General features: G+C 64.5%; 20 protein-coding genes and 2 tRNA genes. 16 read left to right on the forward strand and 6 right to left on the reverse strand.

Annotated elements, in window-relative coordinates:
- Position 1: 1 nt before the first annotated feature.
- Together AC1X6S_RS06790 and gdhA are read left to right on the forward strand one after the other, a co-directional pair.
- Positions 2-457, forward strand: a complete 456-nt coding sequence (locus AC1X6S_RS06790) for a hypothetical protein (protein ID WP_483405009.1) — start codon at positions 2-4, stop codon at positions 455-457.
- A 176-nt stretch (positions 458-633) separates the two neighbouring features.
- Positions 634-1,959, forward strand: coding sequence for an NADP-specific glutamate dehydrogenase (gene gdhA / locus AC1X6S_RS06795; RefSeq protein ID WP_483405876.1), 1,326 nt, complete (start codon positions 634-636; stop codon positions 1,957-1,959).
- A 190-nt stretch (positions 1,960-2,149) separates the two neighbouring features.
- On the opposite strand, the gene AC1X6S_RS06800 is transcribed toward gdhA, so the two are convergent.
- Complete coding sequence (locus tag AC1X6S_RS06800) at positions 2,150-3,052, reverse strand: hypothetical protein (protein WP_483405010.1); 903 nt, start codon at positions 3,050-3,052, stop codon at positions 2,150-2,152.
- 261 nt (positions 3,053-3,313) lie between these two features.
- Complete coding sequence (locus AC1X6S_RS06805; protein WP_483405011.1) at positions 3,314-4,285, reverse strand: diacylglycerol/lipid kinase family protein; 972 nt, start codon at positions 4,283-4,285, stop codon at positions 3,314-3,316.
- A 37-nt stretch (positions 4,286-4,322) separates the two neighbouring features.
- Between AC1X6S_RS06805 and serS the strand changes: the two genes are divergently transcribed.
- The 11 genes from serS to AC1X6S_RS06860 all read left to right on the forward strand — a co-directional run bounded on the left by serS (position 4,323) and on the right by AC1X6S_RS06860 (position 15,659).
- Positions 4,323-5,585: a serine--tRNA ligase gene (serS, locus tag AC1X6S_RS06810; RefSeq protein WP_483405012.1), complete on the forward strand. Its 1,263-nt coding sequence runs from the start codon at positions 4,323-4,325 to the stop codon at positions 5,583-5,585.
- On the forward strand, positions 5,582-6,382 hold the full coding sequence (locus AC1X6S_RS06815; RefSeq protein ID WP_483405013.1) for an HAD family hydrolase: 801 nt from the start codon (positions 5,582-5,584) through the stop codon (positions 6,380-6,382). Before serS ends, AC1X6S_RS06815 begins: the two co-directional genes overlap by 4 nt.
- A 123-nt stretch (positions 6,383-6,505) precedes the next feature.
- Positions 6,506-6,593, forward strand: a tRNA-Ser gene (locus tag AC1X6S_RS06820).
- A 29-nt stretch (positions 6,594-6,622) separates the two neighbouring features.
- Positions 6,623-7,912, forward strand: a complete 1,290-nt coding sequence (locus AC1X6S_RS06825; protein ID WP_483405014.1) for an LCP family protein — start codon at positions 6,623-6,625, stop codon at positions 7,910-7,912.
- 54 nt (positions 7,913-7,966) lie between these two features.
- Complete coding sequence (locus tag AC1X6S_RS06830; RefSeq protein WP_483405015.1) at positions 7,967-9,253, forward strand: LCP family protein; 1,287 nt, start codon at positions 7,967-7,969, stop codon at positions 9,251-9,253.
- A gap of 89 nt (positions 9,254-9,342) precedes the next feature.
- Positions 9,343-9,434 (forward strand) — tRNA-Ser (locus AC1X6S_RS06835).
- Positions 9,435-9,576: 142 nt separating this feature from the next.
- Positions 9,577-10,317, forward strand: a complete 741-nt coding sequence (locus AC1X6S_RS06840; protein WP_483405016.1) for a DedA family protein — start codon at positions 9,577-9,579, stop codon at positions 10,315-10,317.
- 146 nt (positions 10,318-10,463) lie between these two features.
- Positions 10,464-11,540 (forward strand): extracellular solute-binding protein, encoded by a 1,077-nt coding sequence (locus AC1X6S_RS06845; RefSeq protein ID WP_483405017.1) that lies wholly within the window; start codon positions 10,464-10,466, stop codon positions 11,538-11,540.
- Positions 11,541-11,643: 103 nt separating this feature from the next.
- Entirely contained in the window at positions 11,644-12,657 is a 1,014-nt protein-coding gene (locus AC1X6S_RS06850) for an ABC transporter ATP-binding protein (protein WP_483405018.1), read from the forward strand.
- 9 nt (positions 12,658-12,666) lie between these two features.
- Entirely contained in the window at positions 12,667-14,490 is a 1,824-nt protein-coding gene (locus AC1X6S_RS06855; protein WP_483405019.1) for an ABC transporter permease, read from the forward strand.
- A gap of 275 nt (positions 14,491-14,765) precedes the next feature.
- Positions 14,766-15,659, forward strand: a complete 894-nt coding sequence (locus AC1X6S_RS06860; protein WP_483405020.1) for an LPXTG cell wall anchor domain-containing protein — start codon at positions 14,766-14,768, stop codon at positions 15,657-15,659.
- Between the two features lie 173 nt (positions 15,660-15,832).
- On the opposite strand, the gene AC1X6S_RS06865 is transcribed toward AC1X6S_RS06860, so the two are convergent.
- Positions 15,833-16,249, reverse strand: a complete 417-nt coding sequence (locus AC1X6S_RS06865) for a DUF5997 family protein (RefSeq protein WP_483405021.1) — start codon at positions 16,247-16,249, stop codon at positions 15,833-15,835.
- Between the two features lie 106 nt (positions 16,250-16,355).
- Between AC1X6S_RS06865 and AC1X6S_RS06870 the strand changes: the two genes are divergently transcribed.
- A complete protein-coding gene (locus tag AC1X6S_RS06870) occupies positions 16,356-17,123 on the forward strand; it encodes a LysR family substrate-binding domain-containing protein (RefSeq protein WP_483405022.1) in 768 nt (255 codons plus the stop codon).
- Between the two features lie 6 nt (positions 17,124-17,129).
- Here AC1X6S_RS06870 and AC1X6S_RS06875 read toward each other — a convergent pair whose 3' ends face one another.
- Positions 17,130-18,215 (reverse strand): VIT1/CCC1 transporter family protein, encoded by a 1,086-nt coding sequence (locus AC1X6S_RS06875; RefSeq protein WP_483405023.1) that lies wholly within the window; start codon positions 18,213-18,215, stop codon positions 17,130-17,132.
- A gap of 273 nt (positions 18,216-18,488) precedes the next feature.
- On the opposite strand from AC1X6S_RS06875, the gene AC1X6S_RS06880 reads away from it, so the two are divergent.
- The gene (locus AC1X6S_RS06880; RefSeq protein ID WP_483405024.1) at positions 18,489-18,740 is read left to right on the forward strand and encodes a hypothetical protein; all 252 of its coding nucleotides are present in this window, start codon (positions 18,489-18,491) and stop codon (positions 18,738-18,740) included.
- Positions 18,741-18,750: 10 nt separating this feature from the next.
- Positions 18,751-19,137 carry an MmcQ/YjbR family DNA-binding protein gene (locus AC1X6S_RS06885; RefSeq protein ID WP_483405025.1) on the forward strand — a complete coding sequence of 129 codons (387 nt, stop codon included), beginning with the start codon at positions 18,751-18,753 and terminating at the stop codon, positions 19,135-19,137.
- Between the two features lie 82 nt (positions 19,138-19,219).
- Here the strand turns inward: AC1X6S_RS06885 and AC1X6S_RS06890 are convergent, their stop codons facing one another.
- A complete protein-coding gene (locus AC1X6S_RS06890; protein WP_483405026.1) occupies positions 19,220-19,720 on the reverse strand; it encodes a MarR family winged helix-turn-helix transcriptional regulator in 501 nt (166 codons plus the stop codon).
- Positions 19,717-21,399, reverse strand: coding sequence for an MDR family MFS transporter (locus tag AC1X6S_RS06895; protein WP_483405027.1), 1,683 nt, complete (start codon positions 21,397-21,399; stop codon positions 19,717-19,719). The genes AC1X6S_RS06890 and AC1X6S_RS06895 overlap by 4 nt, the downstream gene beginning before the upstream one ends.
- Positions 21,400-21,462: the final 63 nt, after the last annotated feature.

Genomic DNA, 21,462 nt, shown 5'->3' on the forward strand with positions numbered 1-21,462 from the left:
CATGGCATCCGTTCGGCACCGTCGTCGACGTCATCGGGCCCGCTGGATCGCCGGCGCGGGAGCCCTGCTGGTGATCAGCGGCCTTGGCCTGCTGCTTGGCGACGCGCAGTCAAGGCTGGACGCTGCTGAGCGGGTTATCTCGCTGACCGCGGAAGAGCGTGAATTTTTCGGCGAGGATGCGGACGCGATGGTCGGGTCATTTGTGGTGTCATCGCTCATTCAGAGTCTGGTGTCTGGCTCTGGCACGCCCACGTTCGACGTGACGGTGACGGAGGCGGGAATCGAGGGTCGTGAGGTCTCGATCATGCAGTCGTCATCGTCGATGGTCTCAGTCTTCGACGGGAGCTGGCACGCCGCTCCTGCCGCGATCCCGGTGATCGCCGGGATCGCGTTGCTCGTCGTCGCGCTCTTCGAGCGAGCGGACAGGTGGCGACCGCAGCCCGATGCTGAGCGGTGAAATTGACTGGCGCGCCCGGCGCGATCAAACTGTTCTCGGTCGAACAACGACCTTTCTCGCGCGTCGCACCCCTCCTCATCCGGAATCTGGCTGCCGTGCGTCGCCCGGGCGGTGTTGCCCGTTTTCCTGATCAGAAAGTTCTCCCCTTGTTCCAAACCTCACCCAGTTCAGAAGCCATTTCCGAGGTGTATGAGACCGCCGTCGCCCGCAACGCAGGGGAGCCGGAATTCCACCAGGCCATGCACGAGGTGCTCGAGTCGATAGCGCCAGCGCTTGACGATCACCCCGAGTTCCTCGAGGCGGGAATCCTCCAGCGGATCGTCGAGCCCGAGCGTCAGGTCATGTTCCGCGTGCCGTGGACCGACGACCAGAATCGCGTGCAGGTCAACCGGGGTTTCCGGGTGCAATTCAACTCAGCGCTCGGTCCGTACAAGGGCGGTCTCCGGTTCCACCCGACGGTGAACTTGTCGATCATCAAATTCCTCGGTTTCGAGCAGATCTTCAAGAACGCGCTCACCGCGCAGGGGATCGGCGGTGCCAAGGGCGGAAGCGACTTCAACCCGCAGGGCAAGAGCGACGCCGAAATCATGCGGTTCTGTCAGAGCTTCATGAACGAGCTCTACCGCCACCTCGGCGAGCACACCGATGTGCCGGCCGGTGACATCGGCGTCGGCGGCCGCGAGATCGGCTACCTCTTCGGCCAGTACCGCAAGATCACCAACCGCCACGAGTCCGGCATGTTCACCGGGAAGGGCACCGGATGGGGCGGCGCCGAAGTCCGTACGGAGGCCACGGGCTACGGCGCGGTGTTCTTCACCGAGGAGATGCTCGCGACCAGGGGTGAATCCATCGAGGGCAAGACCGCCGTCGTGTCCGGCTCCGGCAACGTCGCGATCTACGCCATCGAGAAAGTGCAGCAGCTCGGCGGACGTGCGATCACGGCATCCGACTCTTCCGGTTACATCGTGGACGAGGCCGGAATCGACGTTGACCTGCTCAAGCAGATCAAGGAAGTCGAGCGGCTGCGCATCGCCGAATACGCCGAGCGGCGCACGAGTGCACGGTTCATTTCGGGTGGAAGCGTGTGGGATGTGCCTGGCCAGATCGCCCTGCCGTGCGCCACGCAGAACGAGCTCTCGTTGCGAGACGCCGAGGCGCTCATCGCCAACGGCGTCGAGGCTGTCGCGGAGGGCGCAAACATGCCGTGCCTGCCAGACGCCGTACACGCTTTCCAGCAGGCCGGTGTGCTGTTCGGTCCCGGTAAGGCGGCAAACGCCGGCGGCGTGGCCACGAGCGCACTCGAGATGAGCCAGAACGCATCGCGTCAGCGCTGGAACTTCAGCGACAGCGAGGACCGCCTGCACAACATCATGCGCGGGGTTCACGCTGCGGCCTTCGAGGCTGCCGACCGTTATGGTCGCCCCGGCGACTATGTCGTCGGCGCCAACACGGCGGCGTTCGTGAAGGTCGCTGACGCGATGCTCGCGCAGGGCGTTATCTAGCGGCGGATGCCTGCGGGGCCGGCCGACGGCATCCGACCGTCCGCGGGGACGCGGACGCGCCCACCTTGCTCGGCCAGAAACGGCTGGTGACCCGGTTGCTCGGCCACAAACGGCTGGAGTTAATCGCGAGAAGCAACCGTTTTTGTCCGGGCAGAACGGGTGTGACCGTTTGTGGCTGAGCGCGCTGGGCCTAGCCGATCCAGCCGAGCATCCGCAGTCGTCGCTCGACTCGACGCCGCAGCCCGGGCAGGTCGGCGAGGTCGTCCCCGGTGAATTGCAGTGTCTGCCAGCCTTCGTCGCCGATGTCGTTGGCCCGGCGCACGTCACTTCGCCATTGGCGGATGTCGGTGCGGTGCTGATCGCCGTGGTACTCCAGCTCGAGCTTCTGTTCGGGGAACGCGAGGTCGAGATATACCGTGCGGCGCGCCAGTGTGAGGAACACTTCGTGGTTCGCGAGGGGAGTGGGAAGCCCGCTCAGCGCCAGGTCGACGCGAACCAGTGATTCGGGGCGAGACCGAGAGTGGTCGGAGGTGAGGGCGAGCGCTCGCCGCAGCACCCGGCGTCCTGCTCGCGAGGGGTATGCGTCGACAGCACTGGCGAGCTGCGCGGCGGTCGTGCGTTGTGCCTCGTGCCAGAGGAGGAAATCCGCCGCCGCGACCAGATCGGGCAGATCCAGCATGGCAGCGAGGTCGCACCAGGTGCGCTCAACGGTTGTGACGGGTAGGCCGGCGAGCGTGGTGACGTCGCCCGGTTTGATTACGGCGCTGTGCCCGTGGACCCCACGCCGACGCAGAGCGCGTCCTGGCGATCGGACCGTGACGTGGATCGCTGCGTCGGGTGACAGTGGCAGGGGCATGCCGTGGAGGAGCGCGGCGGTTCGGTGGCTGAGGGCCGCACCCGACGGCATCCGTGTTGCCATCGCCCGGCATGCCAGTTCGAGGCTGAGACTCGGCGTGGCGAGCACCCGGGTGCCGTGAAACGGCGCGACGAGCGACTTGTTCCGCATCTGTGCGCGCGTGAACCCGTGCTCGTATGCGTCTGCCACGGAGAACGCGGAGGGCAACGCGCACGGCAGTGGTTTACGGAAGGTCACGGCTCGAGGATGCCCCACGGCGCGGAGGCGCGGCGGTTTCGATCCGCGCGTGTGGGGGCCGAGGCTCACCCGACGGCCGGTTGAGGGATGGACGGGTTGCGCGGATCCCCCTTTGCTCGGCCAGAAAGGGCTGGCCGCGCGCTGCTCGGCCAGAAACGGCGGGAGCTTTCGCGAAAGTTCGACCATTTTCGACCGAGCAACGGGCGCAGCGCGTACGACCGCTTGCGGCTGAGCAACAGCTGCGGCGGCGGATGCCTGCGGCTAACGCACCCGGACGGCCAGCGCCCCCGGGTCGGTCGCGAACCGCACCCCGGCCACGATGCCGAACCCGTCGCCATCGAGCTCGATGGCGCGGGGTTTCTCGAGCGACACGGTGATGCCGGCGCTCCGCAGGTAGGTGATCGTCGACGAGTTTCCCGACGTCGCCTTGATGATGCGGCGGCCGATGACCGACTTGCGGAGCGGACCATTGTCGACCCGCAGCCTGCGCGCCACGTCGAGCCAGCCCACCGTTCCGCGGGGCTGCAACACGGCGACGTCGAGCAGTCCGTCATCGACGACGGCGTCCGGCATCATCTCGAGCCCGCCGGTCAGCGTTCCGCAGTTGCCGAACAGGATCGTCGAGACGTGGGCGCTGTGCACGGGCTTGCCCTCGAGCTGGTACCGAATACGGAACGGCTTTGCCCCCGGCAGCACCCGGATGCCGGCGTCGACGTAGGCAAGCCAGCCAAACGATTTCTTGAGCGCGTCGCTCGTGTTCGCCATGATGTCGGCGTCGATTCCCATGCCGGCCATCACGAGGAAGCCGTGCTCTTCGATGCTGCCGTCGGTGCGGCTGAGCGTCGCTATGCCGAGGTCTATGTGACGTGTGTTTCCCTCGAAAGCGATGCGGATGGCATCCGCTGTGTTGGTGATCGGCACGCCGATGTTGCGCGCGAGGACGTTGCCAGTGCCGCGGGGGAGGAGCGCGAGCGGAACGCCGGAATCGCGGAGGCCCTCTGCAACGCTTCGCACTGTGCCGTCTCCGCCTGCAGCGAGCACCATGGCCGCGCCGGCGTCGACCGCCTGCTGGGCGATGCCGCGCCCCGGGTCTTCGATGCTCGTCTCGAACCACAGCGACTCGCCCCACCCGGCGGCGGTGGCTGCCGCGTCGATCTGGCGACGCAACTCCTGGATGCGGCCCTTGGTCGGGTTGAAGATCACAGCGGCGCGAGGGGACTCTGTGCTCGTCATATCTTCAACGGTACCCCGCGCGGCTAGACTTGCCAGCGTGATTGATCCAGTGCTCCTCCGCGAAAACCCAGACCTCATCCGGCGTTCGCAGGAGGCGAGGCGATCGCCCGTCGACCTCGTCGACCAGGCCCTCGATGCCGACCGTGAACGCCGCACGGCGATCACCACCTTCGAGGAGCTGCGCGCCGAGCAGAATGCGTTTGGCAAGACCGTGGCGCAGGCGCCCAAAGACGAGAAGGCGGCGCTCGTCGCCCAGGTCAAGGGCCTGTCCGAGCGGGTCAAGCTCGCGCAGCAGCAGGTGACGGATGCCGAGACTCGCTTTAACGAGATCGTCGGCGCGATTCAGAACCCGATTATCGACGGCGTGCCCGCCGGCGGAGAAGACGACTTCGTCACGCTCCGCGAGGTCGGTGAGAAGCCGACGTTCGACTTCGAGCCGAAAGACCACCTCGAACTCGGCGAACTCCTCGGCGCCATCGACATGCAGCGTGGCACCAAGGTCTCCGGCGCGCGCTTCTACTACCTCCGCGGCATCGGTGCCCGCCTCGAACTCGCCATCATGAACATGGCACTCGATCGCGCGCTGACCGAGGGGTTCATCCCGCTCATCACGCCGACGCTCGTGAAGCCCGAGATCATGGCCGGAACCGGGTTCCTCGGTGCCCACGCCGACGAGGTTTACTACCTTCCCGCCGACGACCTCTACCTCACCGGTACGAGCGAGGTGGCGCTCGCCGGATACCACTCCGACGAGATCATCGACGTGGCGGATGCCCCGATCCGCTATGCGGGCTGGTCCACCTGCTACCGCCGCGAGGCCGGCTCGTACGGTCGGGACACCCGCGGAATCATCCGCGTGCACCAGTTCAACAAGCTCGAGATGTTCGTGTACACGACACCGGAAGAGGCAGAGGCAGAGCACCTCCGTCTGCTCGGCTGGCAGGAAGGCATGCTTCAGGCTCTTGGCCTGAGCTACCGCGTGATCGACACCGCCGCCGGCGACCTCGGCTCGAGCGCGGCACGCAAGTACGACGTGGAAGCCTGGGTTCCGACGCAGGACGCGTTCCGCGAACTGACCTCGACCTCCAACTGCACGACGTACCAGGCGCGCCGCCTCAACATCCGTTACCGCGGTGAGAGCGGCAAGACCAGTCCCGTCGCGACCCTCAACGGCACCCTTGCAACGACCCGCTGGCTCGTCGCGCTCCTTGAGACCCACCAGCAGGCCGACGGCTCGGTCGTTGTTCCCGAAGCGCTCCGCCCGTACCTCGGCGGGCTCGATGTGATCCGGCCGCTGTGAGCGAAGCCGGTCTCCTCGTCGCGCTCGACGTTGACGGCACCCTGCTCCACGAAGATGGATCGATGTCGGATGCCGTCATCGAGGCCGCTCGCGCGGCATCCGCCCGCGGTCACCGGCTGATGCTCGCAACGGGGCGCAGCTGGGAAACAACCCTGCCTGTCGTCGAGCAGCTGGGAATCGACCCGGAGTACGTCGTCTGCGCGAACGGCGCACTCGTCATGAAACGTGACCAGGGAGCGGTCGGTGGATACCACCGGCATCTCATCGAAACCTTCGATCCGAGCGACGTGCTGAAGACCATCCGATCCCACCTCGCCGACGGCCGATACATGGTCGAGTACCCGAGCGGATACCGCAGATACACGGTCGGAATGACCGACTGGAATCTCGAGAACGCCGAAGAGGTCGAGTTCGAGGGGCTGTTGAGCGAGCCGGTGACGCGAGTGGTGGTCGTCTCTCCAGAGCATGATGAACTCGAGTTCCTCAAGATCGTGGAGAGCATGGGCCTGCACCAGGTCGCGTATGCCATCGGCTGGACCGCGTGGCTTGACATCGCTCCGCTTGGCGTCAACAAGTCGACCGCCCTCGAGAGGGTACGTGGATGGCTCGACGTGCCGCGGGATCGCGTCGTCGCCGTTGGTGACGGCCGCAACGACGTCGAAATGTTCGAGTGGGCGGGAGCCCAGGGGCGAGCGATCGCCATGGGGCAGGCGCCGGACGAGGTCAAAGCGGCGGCAACCGAGGCGACCGGGTCGGTTGCCGATGACGGACTCGTGGCCGTTCTTGAGTCGCTCTGAAGCCCGGATTAGGGCTGCGGGTACTCGGTTCTCACTCAGGGACCGTCCAGAATGCCCTGTGAGTATGGACTTGCCCTGATCCGCTAGGATCGAGTGTTGCGTGCTGTCCCGACAGTGCGGCATGGAGGGCTGTCCGAGCGGCCGATGGAGCCAGTCTTGAAAACTGGTGGGCAGAAATGTCTCGTGGGTTCGAATCCCACGCCCTCCGCCAAAGCCCTGCCGACCCGAAAGGACCGTCGAGTGAGTGAGCCTTCACGCCGTACCCGGCGGACCGAACCGGTCTCAACGATCGCCAGGCACGGCCGGCTGAAGAAGTCACACCCGATCCGGACCATCATCAAGGTTCTCTCCGGCGCGCTTGCCGTTCTGCTCGTCAGCGGTACCGCCGTTTCGGCGTATGCGCTCTGGGACATCGCGAAAGACGTTCAGCCGTCCGTGACGCTCGCGAACGAGACGCCGGGAGTGACGCTCCCGAACATCGACGCGATCGAGGGCGGCGTCAATCTGCTTCTTGTCGGCAGCGACAGCAGGGCTGGCCAGGACGGCGTGTTCGGTGATCCGAACAAGGAAACCAGTGTTCTCAACGACGTCACGATGCTCATGCACATCTCGGAGGATCACACGGCGGCGACCGTCATCAGTTTCCCGCGGGATATGTTCGTCCCCATCCCCGCGTGCCCGAAAGAGGGCGGCGGCACGTATGACGCCAGAGCCTCGCAGAAGATCAACTCCACCCTGCAGTACGGCGGACTCGCCTGCACCGTGCTCACCGTTGAAAAGCTGACGGGCATGAGCATTCCATTCGCCGCCGAAGTTCAGTTCAACGGCGTTATCGAGCTGTCGAACGCCGTCGGGGGAGTCGATGTCTGTGTCGCCGAACCGATCGACGACGACTACACCCAGACCTACCTCGACGAGGGTACCCACACGCTTCAGGGCATGGCGGCGCTTCAGTTCCTTCGAACGCGCCACGGCGTTGGCGATGGATCGGACCTTGGACGGATCAGCAACCAGCAGGTGTTCCTCTCCTCGCTCGTGCGCCAGTTGAAGAGCAGCGAGACGCTCACTGACCCGACGAAGCTCTTCAGCATCGCCAAGGCAGCCGCCGGCAACATGACCCTCTCGAACAGCCTCTCCAACGTCAACACGATGGTGTCGATTGCCATGGCTCTCAAGAACATCCCGCTCGAGCAGGTCGTGTTCGTTCAGTACCCGAATGCGGAGGGCACGAGCGGCGGCCAGAGTGGGGTGCTCCCGCTTAAAGCTCCAGCGAAGCAGTTGTTCGATGCGCTTGCCTCCGATCAGCCGATCACGCTGACGGGTGACACCGGGGCGGGCTCTGTTCTCGACCCGAATGCACCGGTCGCCGAAGCTCCGCCTGCGGAGGCGCCGGTTCCCGACGCGCCTGCTCCGGATGCCACTCAGTCGGCATCCCCGGAGACCCCGGCCGCGCCCGATGTCGTCGAGCTCCCCGAGACTGTGCAGGGTCAGACCGCTGGCGATTACACATGCTCCAAGGGAAATAACTGACCCACCGGCTCCGGACGCTGTCGGCTCGAGTTGACGGCGGTTTAGAGTGGTGCTGTGAGCCCACGACCCGCACCCACGATGAAGCATGGGCAGCAATCTCGACGAGGTGCGACGGCGACGTTTTTCAAGACGACGGCCATCGCCCTCGCTGTGCTTCTCGTCAGTGGCGCGTCCGTCGCGGCCTGGGTCGTCTATGACCTGGCAACCAACGTTTCGTCCAACGCAGTTGACATCACGCAGCCGGGTGGTGCCGGCGGCTCTGCCCCAGCGGTGCCCAACATCGACGCCTTCGAGGGCGGGTTCAACATGCTCGTCGTTGGGGCTGACAATGACGAGAGTCAGGATAAGAACGCATACGGGAAGCGCGACGTCACTCTCAATGACGTCAACATGCTGCTGCATGTCTCCGAGGACCACTCCACGGCGGTCGTGGTCAGTTTCCCTCGCGACCTCGTTATCGCGCAGCCCAAATGTGTTGATCCGGAGACGGAGGAGACCGAGCGCGCCGTTTCGGCTCAGCCGCTTAACGTTTCCTTCGAGCGGGGCGGGTTGTCCTGTGTCGTCGCCACGATCTCGGAGCTGACGGGTCTCGAAATCGAGTACGCCGCCTTGATGTCATTCGACGCTGTCGTGCAGATGACCAATGCCGTCGGCGGGGTACCGGTGTGCCTTTCTGAGCGGGTGCGCGACAAGTATTCCGGTCTCGATCTGCCCGCTGGCACCACCACTATCTCCGGAGCGACGGCGCTTGCATTCCTGCGCACCCGGCATGGCGTCGGCGACGGTAGTGACCTTGCGCGCATCGCCTCGCAGCAGCAGTACATCTCGTCGCTTCTGCGCACGATCAAGAGCGATGACACGCTCACCGACATCACCAAGCTGTACGGGCTCGCCCAGGTGGCGGCCAAGCATGTAAAGCTGTCCACGTCGCTCACGAACGTGACGCAGATGGTCGCTATGGCCCGAACCTTCCAGACCATCGACCTCGACAAGCTCGCGCTTGTGCAGTATCCCGTTCAGGCTGATCCCGACAACCCCAACTGGGTCGTTCCGGACAAAACCGTCGCCAAAACACTGGTCGAGGCGATCGCCTCTGACGCCTCGTTCGTGCCGGACCCCACCGTGGAAAGGAACGGTGTTGAGGCTGACCCGAACGCGCCGGTGCCGCCTCCTGTAGCAGGTCCGCCCGCGACAGAATCGCCGGCTCCTCAGCCGCCGACGTCCACCCCATCGGCTCCGGGCACGGGTGCTACACCGACGCCGACGCCGACCTCGAACGTGATCGAAGGGCTTTCGGGTCAGACAGCCCTCGAACAGACCTGTTCCGTCGCGAATCGATAGCGGTCAGCTGTCGTTTTCGCCCGCGATTCGGAACACGGCAGATCACCCGTTATGATTGAGCCTGTGCATCCGCCCGTCGGCATGCACATGGAGACGTCGCATAGTTCGGCCTAGTGCACCACCCTGCTAAGGTGGAGTCCTCGTAAGGGGACCGCGGGTTCAAATCCCGCCGTCTCCGCCACCACCCCCACTCTTCGAGTGGGGGTTTTGTGTTGTCCGGCTCGCGCTCAGGAACCCCCCACGGCCGCTGTGACAGACTGGGCGGGAACCTTTGGCATCGCCGACGTGGTCGTTGCCGCAGTCCAAACCACTGTGGAGACTCTATGCATTCGCTTTCCCACGCCGCCAGTGTCATCGCGGCCTCGGCTGATTCGTCGTCGGCTGGCGTCGCAGACGGAATCGCCGGATGGGCGATCTCGGTCATGGAGGCCCTCGGCCCGATCGGCGCGGGAATCATCGTTTTCCTCGAGAGTGTGTTCCCTCCGATCCCCAGCGAGATCATTCTTCCGCTGGCCGGTTTCACCGCGAGCCAGGGAAACTTCAGCATTGTCGAGGCGATCGTGTGGACGACCGTCGGCTCGGTTCTCGGTGCTTTCCTGCTCTACGGGCTCGGCCGATTGCTCGGCCATGACCGCACGATGTGGCTCGCTGCCCGCATCCCGTTCGTCGACCCGGACGACATCACGAGAACCGTCGAGTGGTTCGGGCGGCACGGAAAGAAAGCCGTGTTCTTCGGACGGATGCTGCCCATCTTTCGGAGCCTGATCTCCATTCCCGCGGGCATCGAGAGGATGAACCTCGCCGTGTTCGCGGTTCTCACGCTCGCGGGATCATTGATCTGGAACAGTATTTTCGTGATCGCCGGATTCCTGCTCGGTGAGAACTGGAGCGCGGTCCTGCAGTACGCAGACATCCTCAAGTACCTCGTCGTTGCGGGTGTTGCCTGCCTCGTTGCCTGGTGGGTCGTGCGCACCGTCCTGCGATACCGTGCGCGCCGGGCAGCACTCGCCGAACAGCCCGAGGAGATGCCAGCGCCTGATCTGGACCAAACGCAGCAGCGATAGAGTCCTCGTCCTCCGTGCGCGGCTAACCTCTGGTGAACATTTCTCGCTGAGCACCCCTTTGGGGCGCGCTGTCCCCTAGGTTGGAGTGGTCAACCACATGCCAGCAGGACGCGACCCGGGGTCTGTCCTGCTCGAAAGGACTGAACGTGAACAACCGCACCGTGCGATCGACGTCGATTGCCGCACTTCTCATCGGCGCCGTCGCCCTCACCGGCTGCTCCGCGGATCCGGAAGCATCCTCATCGGAAGCTCCGGCGGAATCCGGCGGAACGCTCATTGTCTACACGAACTCCAACTCGGACGGTCGCGGCGAATGGGTCACAGAGAAGGCGGCAGAGGCGGGCATCGAAATCGAGATCGTTGGTCTCGGTGGAGCCGACCTCGCCAACCGGATCGTCGCGGAGAAGAACAACCCGGTCGGCGATGTTGTCTACGGGCTCAACAACATGTACTTCGAGACACTCAAGGAAGAAGAGGCGATCACCGCCTACGAGCCGGCCTGGGCAGCAGAGGTCGACCAGGAGTCCGGTGACCCCGACGATGGCGCATTCTGGCCGCTCGTTGAGCAGGCGATCGTCACGGTCTATGACACGAACACCGTGAGCGAATCTGACGCACCGACCGAAACCAGCGACCTGTGGAGCGACAGCTCCTATGAGGGGCGCTACGAGGTCAACACGGTCCTCGGCCAGGCGACACCGCAGCTGATCCTCGCTGGTCTGCTGACGCAGTACGTCGACGAGGACGGAGATCTTGGAATTTCTGACGAGGGCTGGGAAGAGGTCGAGAAGTACTTCGCCAACGGTTCGCCCGCTGTCGAGGGAACCGATCTCTACGCTCGCCTGACTCGCGGCGAGGTTGACTACGGTGTCATTCCCTCGAGCGGAATCACGGCGCGTGACGCCGAGTATGGAACGAAGACCGGCGTCATCTCGCCCAAGATCGGCGTGCCGTACGTCACCGAGCAGATCTCCGTCATCGCCGGTACGTCGAAGGAAGCACAGGCAGAGGAGTTCATCGACTGGTTCGGCAGCGCCGAAGTCCAGGGCGAGTTCGCCGCCGAGTTCTCGGCCTACCCGGTCAATGAGAAGGCCCGTGCCTCGGCTCTCCCCGAGGTCATCGAGCTGATCGACTCCCTCGAGAAGCAGGACATTGACTACGGATTCGTGCGCGAGAACATCAGCGCGTGGGTCGAGAAGACCGAACTCGAGTACCTGCCCTAACCGCTCGTCCTTCCCGTCTCTGGGGTGAGGCGGCCGCGGGTAGTCCGCGGCCGCCTTTCCCCCTCAACCGCCGTTCATCGTGGAACGGTCTGCTGGAGCCCAGATGATCACGTACGACAACGTCGAAGTCCGGTTCGGTGAGCACGTCGCCATTCCTGACCTCAACCTCGAAATCGTCGAGGGCGAGTTCTTCACTCTCCTTGGCCCATCGGGCTGCGGCAAGACAACGGCACTCCGAACCCTCGCGGGCTTCATCGAGCCGTCACGCGGCAGGATTTTTATCGACGGTAAGGATGCCACTCGGCTGCCGAGTGAGAAACGCCGCGTCGGTATGGTGTTCCAGAACTACGCACTCTTCCCCAGCATGAGCGTCGGTGAGAATATCGCCTTCGGACTGGCCGTTCGTAAGACCAAGAGGGCGGAAGCCGATCGACTCGTCGCTGAGATCGCCGACCAAGTCGAACTCACGCGTGAGCAGCTCGACAAGAACGTCGCCGAGCTCTCGGGTGGTCAGCAGCAGCGAGTGGCCATCGCACGAGCGCTCGTGCTCAAGCCCCGCATCCTGCTGCTCGACGAGCCGCTCTCCAACCTCGACGCCAAACTGCGTGTCCAGTTGCGCGAACAGTTGAAGAACCTCCAGAGCGAACTCGGGATCACCACGGTCTACGTCACCCATGACCAGGAAGAGGCCCTGACGATGAGCGATCGGATCGCCGTCTTCAACAAGGGCGTCGTCGAACAGGTGGGCACCCCGGAGGAGATCTACGACCGGTCGCGAACGGAATTCGTGTGCACCTTCGTTGGCGCCATCAACGCCCTGTCACCTGACTTCGTCCAGCGTCTCGTCTCAGCCGGCGCGTCTGGGCTCGACCCGGCGAAGCCGTCGTACCTTCGCCGGGAAAAGGTGTCTCTGTACCCGCCGCGAACAGGGGAAAACAGCATCCGTCTGGATGGCATTGTCGCGGCGCGCACCTACCACGGTGCGTACAGCACCTACGCGATCGAGTCGGGTGCAACAACGCTGCTCGCGATGGTGACGGAGAACGGCGACGCTGTGTTGGAGCCGGGTTCGACGGCCGACCTCTACGTCGACCCGACCTCGATCCTGCAGTACTGAGGAGTCGACATGCGGAACTCATCGCTCGGGGCCATGCTCCGCTCACCGCTCGTGATCGTTGTCTCGGTGGTGCTCGTGTGGTTCATCGTCACCTTCCTGCTGTTCCCGAACATCAACCTGCTGGTGTCGACGTTCTTCCCCGGCGGCGAGTTCAGCGCCCGCGCGGTGGAAAAGCTCGTCAGCTCCGAGCGCGCCATGAAGAGCCTGTGGCACAGCTTCCTGCTCGCGATCACTCTTTCGGTGACGGTCAACGTTGTCGGCATCTTCATCGTGCTCGTCACGAAGTACTTCCAGATCCGGGGCGCCCGCGTGCTCTGGCTTGGCTACGCCACCACACTGATTTACGGCGGCATCGTGCTCGCCGCCGGCTACAACTTCATCTACGGCCGGTACGGGTTCATCACCAACGCCGTTCGCAACGTCTGGCCAGAGGTCGATCCGAACTGGTTCTCCGGCTTCTTTGCCGTTGTGCTCGTGATGACGTTCGCGACGACAACGAACCACATGCTGTTCCTGTCCTCGGCACTCGCGAAGGTCGACTACCAGACCATCGAAGCGGCACGGAACATGGGAGCGTCGACCTGGCGCATCCTGTGGAAGATCGTTTTGCCCGCCCTCCGTCCGATGATTTTCGCCGTCACGGTGCTGACCTTCCTCACCGGTCTCGGCGCGCTCACCGCACCGATCGTGCTCGGTGGTCCTGACTTCCAGACCATCGCACCGATGATCGTCACGTTCTCGAAGAGCACCAGTTCCCGTGACCTCGCCGCGCTCCTGGCGATCATCCTCGGCGTCGCTACGATCATCCTTCTCGCGGTCATGAACCGCGTCGAGAAGTCGGGCGTCTACTTCTCCGTCGCGAAGGTCGCGACCCCGCTGCAAAAACAGCGAATCCCGAACCGCGCGGCGAACGTGATCGTCCACATCATCGCCTATGTCCTCTTCGTCATCTACGCGGCGCCGGTGCTGCTCATCGTCCTGTTCTCCTTCGTCGATTCGACCGCGGTGCTCACCGGGTCGATCACGCTCGGTTCGTTCACCCTCGACAATTACGCGACGGTCTTCGGTACTCCTGCCGTGCTCCGGCCGTTCGTCGTCAGCGTCGTCTACAGCGCGCTCGCAGCACTCATCGTCGTCGGTGGGCTGCTGTTCGTCTCGCGGGTGATCCAGAAATATCGGAACCCTGTGACATCCGTTCTCGAATATCTCCTGCACATTCCGTGGATTCTGCCGACGATTCTCATTGCGCTCGCACTCGTGATGACGTTCGACCGGCCCAACCCGCTCATCGGTGGCCAGGTGCTCACGGGTACCGCCGTGCTGCTGCTCGTCGCGTACATCATCGTGAAGATCCCGTTCACGCTGCGGCTGCTCAAGGCGGCGTTCGCGTCGATTCCCGATTCACTCGAGGATGCCGCTCGCATCCTCGGTGCGAAGTCACTGTTCACCTTCCGCAAGGTGTTGTTCCCGCTCGTGATCCCGACGGCCGCCGCGATCACCGCGCTCAACTTCAACAGCCTGCTCGACGATTACGACGCCGCCGTCTTCCTCTATCACCCGCTGTACGAACCGCTCGGCATCGCCATCAAGGCAAGCACCGAGGGTGAGAACAACCTCGATGCGATGTCGATCACCTTCGTCTACACGGTGCTGCTCATGATCATCATGGGCCTCACGATGTATCTCGTGTATGGCCGCTCTGCCGGCACGAAGAAGCGCCGTTCTCGGTTCAGCGTCGTCGGCGGGCCGTCTGCGGCCGGTCCGGGTGCAGCGGGCACGGATGCAGCAGGCACGGATGCCGTGGCAACCGCGGGGGCAAATCCTCGTTCCTGAGTGATGCGTGCCTTCCTGACCGAAGATCGGCGCGGGCTTTTTGCATCCTGCGCAAATATTGCGGTTTTCTTACCCCGTTCCGGGGTCAATCCTGACGCAGCTGCCGGAGGGTAGTCCTTGCAAGGGGAGAAACCCCTTGTCGTGTTGCCAGGCCGCCCGAGGTCGGCACGCGGAGCGACCGTTCTGCGCTGCTGCGCTTACCCGATCGCGCAGCTCAGACCGGAATGATGACGCACTCCCGAAGATAAGCCGGGCGTGCGTTCAGGAAGGTTATTGTGAAGACTCACACCAAACTACTCGCCGGCTTCAATGCCAGCGTTCTCGTGGGAGCCGCCCTAGTGCTCTTCGCGGGAGCAGCACCGGCGTCCGCGCACACACCGAAGGTAGTTGCGACGTGCGACAGCCTGACCGTGACACTCAAGAACTATGGCGCGACCGCCAAAAACTCCGCCAAGGTGACCATCGACGGCAAGACCGTCGAGAACGCAACCTTCGGTAAGGAATTCGTCAAGGCATACAAGTTCGACGACCGGACAGTTGCCCACAGCTACACCGTCGTCGTGGACGCACCTGGCACCACTTACGACGTCACCGAATCGAAGAAAAGCGAGCCGTGTCCAGCGCCAGCGAAGCCTCCGGTAGTCAAGCCTCCGGTGGTTAAGCCTCCGGTAAAGCCTCCAGTCGTTACACCTCCGGTAGTCACACCGCCGGTCGAGGAACCGCCGGTTGTTGTTCCGGAGAAGCCCAAGCCGCTCGAGAGCGCCAAGTCGGTTGAGGATGTCAATTGCGAGAGCAAGACGGTCAAGACCACCACCACGACCGTAACCACCGGTTGGACGCTCGATGAGAAGTCCAACACCTGGGTCAAGGACGCACCGAAGACCACGGTGAAGGAAACCGTACGGGACGCCACAGCCGGTGAGTGCCCTGTCGAGACTCCTCCGACGAAGGTAACACCGCCGGTCACCGACACGCCTCCGACGGCCGTTACGCCTCCGGTCACCCCTCCGGCGCCTGCGTCGACCACTCCTCCGGTTGCCGACACCACTCCGGTTGCTGATGCCCTGCCGTCAACGGGTGCGGATGCCGCCTGGGCGCTCCCGCTCGCGGGTGCCCTGCTCCTCGCTGGTGGCGCACTGATGCTCGTGCGTCGTACACGCCGCGCTTAAGCACACAGCTGAACACAGGAACGGCCCGGAGAATTCTCCGGGCCGTTCTTCTGTCGCGGGTGCCGCCTGGCTCTCGGCGCCGCTCGCTCCTGCGGCGCCCGTCACGGGGTAGGTGCCGAACGCAGCACGGCCCGGGAAGCGAGAGCTGCCCGGGCCGTGCTGTCGGTGAAACGTTACTTCTGCTGACGTGCCTTCTCGTCGGCGAGGGCGCGCTGCCCGGCCTTCTTGTCGTTGATGCGGCTGTTCTCGGCACGCACCTCGGCCTGGGTGGCGCGCTCGGCCACGAGCCACGCCGGGGGAGCCTCGAGGAGTGCGGTGATCTCGGCCGTCGTGAGCGCGGCGTCGTTCATCTCGGCGCGTGCGAGACCGGACACAGAGACGCCGAGCTTGCGGGCAACCTCGATGCGGGGGTGCGGGCCGTTCTTGCGCAACTCGACCAGCCATTCCGGCGGCGAGCTCAGCAGCTCATTGAGCTGTTCGCGGGTGACCGGGTTCGAGCGGAATTCTTCGGGAGTTGCCGGCAGGTAGACGCCCAGCTTCTTAGCGGCCGTCTCCGGCTTCATCGTTTGGGGGGTCTTGTTCGTTGCCATGTTCCCAGCTTAACTGCCAACCGGCACCGTGGAGCGCGGGAGGAGGCATCCGTAATACCCTGAACAGACCGCCGCACACCGATGCGGTGGGGATGGAAGAGGACCGATGGATACTGCCGAGACGCCAGGACCGTCGTTCACCATAGCTTTTGTGCCCGGGGTGACGCTCGCCAAGTGGGCAACCGTCTGGCAGGAACGCCGCAAGGATCTGCCGCTGGCCTTCGCGCCGACCACCGAAACGGATGCCGTGAGCGTGCTTCACGAAGGAACCGCTGACGTCAGTTTCGTGCGGCTTCCCGTCGACGACACTGACCTCAGTTTGATCCCGCTGTACAGCGAGATCGCCGTCGTTGTTGTGCCCAAGGACCACGACATCGCAAAACTCGAATCGGTGACGGTTGCTGAGCTCGCCGACGAACACCTGCTGCAGGACCCTGACGAGGTGCCCGAGTGGCGCGACGTCGCGGCCGAGGTGCGCGATGGATCGCGTCGGCCGTTGCCCGAACTGCGGTCGGTCGAGGACGCGATCGAGCTCGTTGCGGCCGGAGTGGGAATCGTCATTGTGCCGCAGTCCGTTGCGCGGTTGTATGGGCGTAAGGATGTCGTCGCTCGGCCCGTCACAGACGTCGCCGAGACCCGGATCGGGCTGGCCTGGGTCGCCGAGGAGACGACTCCGGATATCGAGGACTTCGTCGGTGTGGTGCGGGGGAGGACCGCGCGGTCGTCCCGTGCTCCACAGGAAGAGCCGGAGAAGGCGCCACCGAAGGAGCGCAAACCCCAGCAGAAGCCGAAGGCGAAGCCGTTCACTCCGCGCCAGGGCCGCGCCCCGAAGAAGCTGGGCAAGGGCCGCAACCGGGGTCGCGGGCGCTCCTAGCCAGCGCTACGCAATGGTCGTGCCGAATGCGAGCCCGAGCAGATAGGTGATGGCGGCAGCGCCGTAGCCGATCGCGAGTTGACGCAGCGCACGTTTGAGCGGTGACGCTCCCGACAGCACACCAACGACAGCGCCGGTCATCAGCAGGGCGATGCCAACGAGGATGGCGGCGACCGCAACGGCACCGAGCCCGCTCATGCCGAACAGGTACGGCAGCACGGGGATGATCGCGCCGGACGCGAAGAACAGGAAGCTTGAGAGCGCGGCGCCCCGTGCGGAGCCGATCGAATCGCCTGTCTGGGCAGACAGGGTGCCGGTGTCGAGCCCGACGTGCACGCAGTCGAGGTTGTTGAGCACCTCGCGGGCATGCTCGGCGGCCTGCTGGGGCGCCATCCCGCGCACCCGATAGACGTACTGCAGTTCGTTCGCGTTGACGTCGAGCTGGGGGAGCACCTGCCTGGCGGTTGGGTCTGGCGTGGTCGAGTCGAGCAGTTCGCGCTGCGAGCGGACGGACACATACTCACCCGCGGCCATCGACAGGGCACCGGCGAGCAACCCGGCAACACCCGCGGCGAGGACAACACCGGTGCCGACGCCGGTCGCACTCATGCCGAGCACGAGCGCGAGGTTGGAGACCAGGCCGTCGTTGGCTCCGAAGACAGCGGCGCGGAACGTTCCCGACATGTTGTTGCGGCCGCGTGCTGCCAAGCCGCGCACGATCTCGGTGTGCAGGCGTTCGTCGGCCGCCATCGCGTCTGTCGCGTCGGCATCCGCTTCGTACGGAGATCGCGATTCAGTCCGCTGCATCAAGGCGAGTACGAAGACCGAGCCGAAGCGTTTCGCGAAGAAGCCGAGCAGTCGGGTGCGCAGCGCCGTACGGGTGGGCTCGTTCGCGTGCTCGCCGAGCAGGTCGATCCAGTGAGCTTCGTGGCGGCGTTCCGCCTCGACGAGGCCGAGAAGGATCGCGCGTTCCTCGCCGGTACGCCGACGGGCGAGTTCGCTGTAGACGGATGCTTCGGCGCGTTCGTCGGCAAGGTACTGTCGCCAGCGTTTGATGTCGGATGCCGTCGGCGATGTGCGGGGTTCGGTCACGGTACTGCTCCTGAATCGGGTGACCGACGATTCCGGGGTGCGGAAACTTCGGCCATCGTTGAGATGTGGCCGAAGGTCTCGCTCGCCCGCAGTGCGCGGGTGGGCTGCCGGGTCGAAAGACCAGTGTGTCGACAGACCGCGTCGCCGTTTCTGGAGTGAAGCGGCGGTGGGAACTACTCCCCTTCGCTGGGAGAGAGTCTACCCCAGCGAGTTCTGCTGGATCGGGGTTGGCCGGGCATCACCTGAGCGCACTTTCAACGTACGCTCATAGGTATGGCACGAAGCAATAAGAAGCGGCCGAGCATCAGGGAGTCAGGTGGCTTCACCAACTGGCTCAACAACTCGCTGCGGCCGTACATTGGCCCACCTCCGCTCGGGCCATACAACGAGGAGCCGTTGCCGCCCGCCTCGGCGTCGGCGTGCCCCCTCTGCGGTCAGCTCATGTCTCTGCACATCGTCGACCGCAGTGGTGAGCGCACCCAGCTGTACTGCCCGACCGGTGACGACACGGCGGCCAGCGCGTAGGATCACCCGCGTGGAGCATCCGCGACTGTTCGAACCGGGTGACGCGGTCGTCGACCGCGTGCGGCAGATCTGTGCCGAGTATCCGGAGTTCGCTGAGGTCGAGGCGTGGGGCCGACCCACATTCCGTGCGGGCAAGAAGCTCTTCGCGGTGATGGGGTCGTCGATGGATCGCCCGCATACCCTGGTGTTCAAACCTGATCCCGACGAGCGGCCGGCTCTTCTCGAAGACCCGCGGTTCTTCGTGCCTCCCTATTTCGGGCCGGGTGGCTGGCTCGGCGTCGACCTCGTCGAGGCTGATGTCGATTGGGAAATTCTGGCGGAACTCATTGACGAGTCGTATCGGCAGATCGCGCTCAAGCGCCAGATCGCAGCGCTCGATGCGCGCGGATTGCGTTAGGGGATTAACGAAACGGATGCCGTCCCGCGTGCGTGCGGGACGGCATCCGTGTGAAAAATGGTGGCGTTCGGAGCGCCGCGGGTCAGTCGGTTGCGGTGAACTCGTCGTTACGCCGGTCGATCGCCTCGGTGAGGCGCTCGAGCTGTGCCGCGAAGCTCTCGAGTTCGTCGACCTCCCAGTCGGTCAGCAGCGGATACATAACGGACCTGCCCGACGGATTGACCGAGCGCATACGACGGGTGCCTTCCTCGGTCAGCACGAGGAAACGGGCCCTGCCGTCGGACGGGTCTGTGCGCGTCTCGACCAGGCCGAGCTCTTCGAGCTGCCGGATATGCCTGCTCACAACGCTCCGATCGACCACCAGGCGTTCGGCCGCGACACTGGCCTGCACCGAACCGCATCGCTGGATCAGCCGGAGCAACTGAAAGCCAGCAGGCGGAAGGGTGGGGTCGATCGCCGCTGCCGCGTTCTTCAGGATGAGCTGAAGCTTGCGCGACAGGGCACCCATGTTGACCTCGACGCCCACGATGGCCGCTGAATGCCGGTCGGAGTCGGGAGAGACGTTCGTCGCATCCGTGGTCATGGCATCCTCGTCGGATTCGATGTCGCGCCATCATCTTCCGGCTTCACGGTCGGGATCTGACCGGTTGGATTTGCGAGGCCGACCGGGGGGAGCGCAACACTCGCCGTCGAGACATCGATGAGGATGTCGCTGGCGTCGCGGTCGTGCGACGTGTCGACGGGCTGCTTCTTCAACTGCACGGCGTTGAGCTTACCGAGCGGTGCGTTCGGAATGAAGATCGTCGCGATGAGAGTGACGAGGGTGAGCGGAACGGCGCAAAGGAAGACGAAGCCAACCCCACTGCCGTACGCACTCTCGACGACGCTCTGCAACACCTCGGGCAGCTCGTGGATCTGCGGGATCGTTCCGCTGCCGAGGTACTTCCCAGCGAGGGCCTGGTCCGTCGGCGCGAGGGCACCGACGTTCTCCTTGATGCTCTGCGCGACGACGGTGCCGAGCACCGATCCGAGTACGGAGACGCCGATGGTGCCGCCGAGGCTCCGGAAGAAGGTGACGGCGCTGGTGGCGACGCCGAGGTTGCGCACCTCGATCGTGTTCTGAACCACCAGCACGAGGTTCTGCATCAGCATGCCGAGACCCGCACCCAGGACGGCCATGTAGATGCCCACGAGGACGAGGTTGGTGTCGTAGTGGAGAGTGCCGAGGAGGACAGAGCCGATGACCGTGAGGACTGCGCCGGTCACCATGATTGCCTTCCACTTGCCGCGACGGCTGATCATGCCACCGAAGATCGTCGAGGAGATGAGCAGACCGGCCATCATCGGAATGGTGAGCAGCCCGGACTCTGTCGGCGTGGCTCCGCGGGCGAGCTGCATGTACTGCGCGAGGAAGACTGACGTGCCGAACATGGAGACACCGACTGAGATGCTGGCGATCACGGAGAGCGTGAACGTGCGGTTCTTGAACATGCCGAGAGGGATGATCGGTTCAGGCGACTTGAGTTCAACGACGACAGCGCCGACCAGAAGGATGACAGACCCGAGCACCATCAGGAGGCTCGGTAGTGAAATCCAGTCGAACTGCGTGCCGGCGAGCGACACCCAGATCAGGAGGAGCGAAACACCGGCGGCGATGAGGATCGCGCCGAGGTAATCGATGTGAACCTTGCGCTTCGGCTGTTTGGGCAGGTGGAGCGTGCGCTGCAGCAGGACGATCGCGATGATCGCAATCGGCAACGCGATGAAGAAGTTCCAGCGCCAGCCGAGGGAATCCGTCACCAGGCCACCGAGGAGCGGTCCACCCACGGTCCCGACGGCCATGACGCCGCCGAAGAGGCCGGCGTACTTGCCACGGTCGCGGGGGCTGATGATGTCCGCCATGATGATCTGGCTGAGCGCGGCGAGCCCGCCGCCACCGAGGCCCTGAAGCACGCGGAAGAGGATCAGGGTGTCGGTGTTCTGCGAGAAACCGGCGGCAGCCGAGCCGATGACGAAGAGGCCGAGCGCAAGCTGGATGAGCAGCTTGCGGTTGAAGAGGTCAGCGAACTTTCCCCACAGCGGGGTGGAGACGGTTGTTGCCAGGAGGGTCGAGGTCACGACCCAGGTGTATGCGGACTGGTCGCCCTCGAGCTCGGAGATGATGAGGGGGAGGGATGTCGCGACGACGGTTCCGGCGAGGATCGACACGAACATGCCGAGAAGCAGACCCGAGAGGGCTTCGAGCACCTGACGGTGGGTCATGGTGCCGTCGGCGGAAGCGGTCCGTTGTGGTTTTATCGGTGCGGATGACCGTGAAGCTCGAGG

The organism is Mycetocola sp. Y442 (genome assembly GCF_056898615.1).